The organism is Bacillus sp. JJ1503 (assembly GCF_036965125.1).
Lineage (GTDB): Bacteria > Bacillota > Bacilli > Bacillales > Cytobacillaceae > Cytobacillus.
The window spans coordinates 1-5787 of the sequence record NZ_JBALOZ010000019.1 but is presented as its reverse complement, the minus strand read 5'-3'; the positions used below and the strand labels follow the sequence as shown (position 1 = coordinate 5787).

The 5787-nt window shown below is 34.7% G+C and carries 2 protein-coding genes and 1 pseudogene; all 3 read right to left on the bottom strand.

The annotated features are described in order from the left end of the window. Window positions 1-64 precede the first annotated feature (64 nt). A complete protein-coding gene (locus tag V7149_RS02475) occupies window positions 65-1936 on the bottom strand; it encodes a DUF1998 domain-containing protein (RefSeq protein ID WP_335344082.1) in 1872 nt (623 codons plus the stop codon). After that, complete coding sequence (locus V7149_RS02470) at window positions 1937-3304, bottom strand: helicase-related protein (RefSeq protein WP_335344081.1); 1368 nt, start codon at window positions 3302-3304, stop codon at window positions 1937-1939. 2163 nt (window positions 3305-5467) lie between these two features. Beyond that, window positions 5468-5787: pseudogene (locus tag V7149_RS02465) on the bottom strand (hypothetical protein); the annotation flags it as partial.

The following is a 5787-nucleotide window of genomic DNA, read 5'->3' as shown; positions in this document are numbered from 1 at the left end:
CTGTCTTGGATTATAATATTTCTATTACTACGATTAACTGAAGTTGTTTTTATAATTTATTCTCTTACTCTTTAAAGTAACCTATCTTTTCATCTATAAGTAAGCTTCTATCTAAATATAAATTCCAAAATTCACAAGACGTTTCTGGAATATGTGAACAGTTATAGCAAGCTGCACCATTCAAATTGTTTACACCTTGTCCTTGTGTTTTTCCAAGCTCTGTACAAACTGGATCAGAACTGCACCATTCTGCGTTATTTTTTGCCTTGTCTAAAACATGGAAAAATTTCTCTTGCAATCCCAATCGTACAAGCCCACCTAAAGTTCCTTGCGAATCACCAGCGGAAATATAGATTAATACACCTACCTGTCCCTCATCTAAGTAAAGTCTTTCTCTAATTGCTGCACGATTATAACCACAAACATTCGCAAGTTCATCAATTAAAAAGTGTGACAATGTATGCAACATAATATTCCTTGGTCTAAGAATTACATCATCCCTATGTTCTAAATGACTTAACCGTTTTTGATACAGTTCGAAATATTTCTGAACATCCAAGGAAGACTCCCATTCTTCAACTTTTTTGAGATTCAATTGTAAAAAAATGCCCTCTCCATATACTTCATTAACAGGTAGCCACTTCTCGTCAGCATTCTCATAGTCCTTATAAAGAGATGGATAGTAACTACTATAATCATTAGTGTTTTTGTAATCTTTCCGATCAAAGCCAAATAAAGCTGTTGTTTCCTTTAATTTTAACACTCTAGATATACGTTCTAAATATGGCTTGTAATAATTCTTGTCGTTTTCTTCATCATTCTCATATACCCATTCAGGTTCAACTTTTAGTTCTTTTGAATTTACTGTTGACGTAAGCTTTTCAAATTCTTTTTGCTTAATAACTAGACCTGGTTTTTCTAACTCCTCCTCCGTGTATTCATATTCCTCCCCAGCTTCTATATACATCAAGGCTTCTTCTATATCCTCGTCAGTTATATCATCCTTTAACTCAAATCTCAGGTTTGTTCTGATAAACTGAGTTTTTTTCTCTAAATCATCTAAAAGTGCCAGATTTGTTCGCAATAAATATTTAGAAGGAGATTTAATTGTTGATACAATCAGATCTACATTTTCTCTATAATCACCTGGAATGGCTAGAGCACTTATTTTTTTAGCCATATAAACACTAATAGAATTTCTCAAAATCGCGACTGGGGCTGACTCACATTCTTCTTTTTCATCTCCACACCAAGGGCGTTCACCTTCGCAGGTGTATTTTTGTGATCCTGTTTTATTTAGTGTATCCCCTAAAACACTCGTTTTCTCTTCACCATCATAGGAGGCGGTAATTCCTTGTAAACCACGGCTACTTGGACAGCTTTCGCATTCAATTCTCCAAGAATCAAGTGTTGTCCCGCCACTCATGCGAATTTTTAAATTTCCCTTGCAGTTAGTATTTTGATCGCCATGAACCCATTTGCGCCATGGGAAATCGGATAAATGACCATGTTCACAGATTACTACAAATGGAACCTGTTTATAATACCTTTTTGTTTTACATTTTGGGCAATCTAAGAATACTGTGGTTTGATCAAGCTCTAACTCTCGTAGTGACTTGCAGGAACTACAATAATGCCATCTTGGAAACCTCATTAAAGGCATGACTAGACCACTGTTTGGAATAACTTCCATTGTATTTTTTGAATTCTTTCTGAATTCAGGAGGACTGTAAAATTTATTTACTTTTAAGATTGATTTTAAGCGCGGCTCATTTACGGAAAATTCTTCAATGTTATTTGCTTTATTTCCTTTAGAATCTCTAAACCAGAGGTCTAGTGCGCCTACAACAGCTGTTTCTCCTTCCGGGCTAATTACTAATGAACCTGGTCCTTCTGTTCCAACCAATTTTGATCGTCTCATTGGTAAGTAACGCATTTAATCATCTTCCTCCCACACAAATTCGTAGTCCTCTTTATCTAGTAAAACAATAGAGCCTCTGCTTTCAGCATCAACACTTCTCAACGAATTAATTACTGGTATACTACCAGCATATTTTTCGCCATCAATTAAATTTCCTGCTTGATACATCAAACCCCGTTCAGTATCAGAAACTCGCCAAGTTTCATAGCGTCCTTGTAATATTCCATCCATGAAGGCTTTAAATGTATTTTTCCAGATATCCAATTGATCAGAATCTATTAATTTTACACGCTCTTTGAAGCGGTGGCGAAAAGCAATGAAACGCTTATCTTTTATAACGCGCATTAATTCTTTACTTGTAGGAAAGCTTGCTATTTGCATATCCATCCGTTGTCGTAAAAATCCAATTAGTACAGCTGTTAAGCCTCGTTCCAAAGACGCTGTTGAGAAAGGCGTTAAACTTGTAGTTTCTACTTGCGCATAGAGTCTTTGGTGATATTCATTAAAATGCTCATAATGTGACTTATCGCGTGAGTTTTGATTAGAATATACTGTTACTATTAATCCTGGTCTTTCGTTAGGTCGTCTCCCTACACGACCACTGACTTGAATATATTGGGCTGTCATTTTAGGCTGACCTATGATGCCCATTATTGATAATCGGTCAATATCGATGCCTACTTCGATAATATTTGATGCTAAACATGACGTAAGAGATTTTGTACGCCTCTTATGATCTTTCATAGTATAAGGAACATTTAAATCATCAATAGTTTTAGAGATCTCATTACTTTGTTTACGAGAAGTTAATTCTAATGGTGCTCCCAAAAATCTCCTGCTGCTAAATCCTTCTCTCTTAACTAATGCATCAATATAAGTTGGAATATCACTATTAAATAAATTTAATCCAGCACCTAAATCTCTTAAACTATTATAGAAAGAAAGCAATGTCCAAAATGGGTCACGATCATCTTCTGAAAAGCTCTCAACTTTTTGTAAAATAGCAGAATACGTCATTACCTGCGCCATCAAAATTCTTACTCTTGATGTAAAAACTCCTATATACTTTCGTCCAGGCATTGGTTTTCCGCTCTCATCAACAGCCACTTTTGAAAAGAATGAATCATCAATATCGATACCTGGACTCGGGAATAATCTCGCACTTGTTCGTCCAAAAAGACATTTAGATTGTTCTTCAAACTCTTTAATAGTTGCTGTTGCTGAAATAATTTTAGGCTTAATTGGTACCTCACCACGATCATCGATGCATAATTCCTCAATTAGCACTTCATATAGACCCGCAAGAGTTCCCAAAGGTCCTGAAATTAAATGCAGTTCGTCTTGAACAATAATTTGTGGTGGAGATACAACACGCTCTCCCATTTCATTTAATCCAAATAATTTTCTAGCATCAGGTCTCCATGTTAATTGAACAAACTTATCAATTGTCCCAATTAAGAAAGTTGGTTGTTTTTCATAAATTGTTTCATCTACGAAATAGACGGGGATTTCATCGTGGAAATCACATTTGTCATCTGGGCACGCTACAATTAAGNNTAGCGTCTTTTCCCTTCACTTCAACCTTCCCTATTTGACATCCACACCAAGGGCATCTTGTTACTACTAAATTCTCAGGACCCTTGGATTTGCTCATTGCATTTACTTGTCTCAAGGCTTCCTTATTGGTATTAGGCGAAGTTTTTGACCCTACCCAAATTCCAATTGAATAAGGTGTTTGACCGAGATCATTTTCATTTTCCCGTCGTACGTATTCCATTGCGCAAATTAGTCTAGAAGCACGATGGAATTGGTCAGCTGTTAACAAACGTAAAGTATAGCGCATTATAATATCTACACCTGCATCAGAAGGATCTAACAAACGTCTGTAAAACATTTGAAATGCAGCAACGCCTAAATATGCCTCAGTTTTTCCGCCGCCAGTAGGAAACCAGATTAAATCAACTGTTTCACGATCTAGTGAATCCTTTTCTACTAAGGATTGAATTGATAATAAGAAGAAGGCTATTTGGAAAGCACGCCAGCTATTATCACATGAACCTAAATCGCTCATTTTTTTTGTTGATTCTGGAAATGTATTTTCAAATACTAGCTCTAATCCTGTATCCAGTTTTTCAAAGTAAGCTTTACGTGGTGTTTTACCATTTATTTGTTGTAATAAAATTGCTTTATTAGCCATTTTAAATGCTTCAAGTACCTTAGGCTTTTTCAATAATTTAAGTCCTTTTTCTATCCTTACTAAGCTTTCCTTACATAATTTCAAATTAGTTTTAGCTGCTTTTTTTAGTTCTTCTTGAAGGCTCTTTAGTTCTTCCTCTTGCTTAGCAATCCAATCTTTATAACCTGCTACTAATGGCTGTAAAATTTGAAATAATTCATTATAATTTTTCACATTCATTAAAGCTTGCATTTGGATTCTCAACTTTATTTCTTTACCATCAATATTTAATGTAACATCTGGAGTCATGCTCTCAGTTTCATACCTTGGTATGAATGTAGATTTAATCTCCGATATAGTTTTAGAATATTGATTCCATGTAACTGAACAGCCATGCCCAAATGCATAATTAGATTTGTTCCTGAATAATAACTCGTTATTCCACTCATCTTCAGTTAAGTCTAAATTACGCTGAAAAATCTTAGGATAATTTAAAAAGCACCCTGGATAAGCTGAAATATTTAAGCAAGATTGAAACACTGTATACTCGTTTACATTATGCCTTGCAGGAGGCTCACTCACATTCAAAACTGTCACTGTCAATAACGTATATTCTTTTTTTGCACGATATTGAATATGTAATCTCAAGCTGATTTTTTCAATTCTATTTTTTGAATTGTCATAAATATAAAGGGGAACCTGCTTTACATTAATACCTTTTTTAGTTTCAAACTCCGATAGCTTTATCTCTTGTTCAGCGAAAACAGACGTACGCAACCACCAATATTCATCGAATTTGTAATGTTTTTGATTGCCATTGTCTTCATCTTTGTGAATAATGTCCGCATAGATTTTATGTTTTTCATATATTCCGCCTTTAAACTTAACTGTAAAAGCTTTCGTATCCCTTGCTAAACAAAATGTCATTCCCATGCTTGAAGGCATCGAATCTTTCTGTTGAATATTAGGTGCGACATCGTCTAGACCAGATTCCTCATCAAATTCCTCTGCATTTAAATCATCTAATTCATCATAAAACCCTTCTTGTTGCTCATCATTTATAACATCAATTACTAGCTCGTTTTCTTCAACCTCTTCATTTTCAAGGTTCATAGGATATAACATTCCTACAGCATACCTTCGAGAAGGGGTATCTCTTTGGATTACTTCCTCCTTTAAAGCTGCCTTATTCCAATAATAATTTGTATTTAACTCATCAAAATTATTAAATGTCGTATTGCCAATAACATTCAAAGGTTTTGTAGCATTTTGAATGTCACTTGGACCTACAATTTCATGTTCAATGGCGTCAATTATAAGTTCTCGGTTAACTAAAGCACTTTTTAACTTTTTATCCACTGTTTTGCACCTCAACCTTTAATAATCTTTAACGTTTCATTTTCGGGAACAAAATATGTTTCATTAGAAATTCTTTTTATTTCTTCAATATTAAAAAAAGCTCCTTCAAACGCTTTGGATTCAAATGAATAATATCCGTTTTCTTCAATAACAGTTTCTAGGTTTTCATCCAACTCTTTCATCAATCTGCGAGAAATATAATGACCAGCTGAAATATGTGCACTTCGGATTTCATTAGCTGCATTTAATATTTCTTTCTTCTCCTGCGTGTCAAACTTAAAAGCTTCTAATAATTCTTTCAAGCATGAAGGTTTTATGGACTGGCTACTCA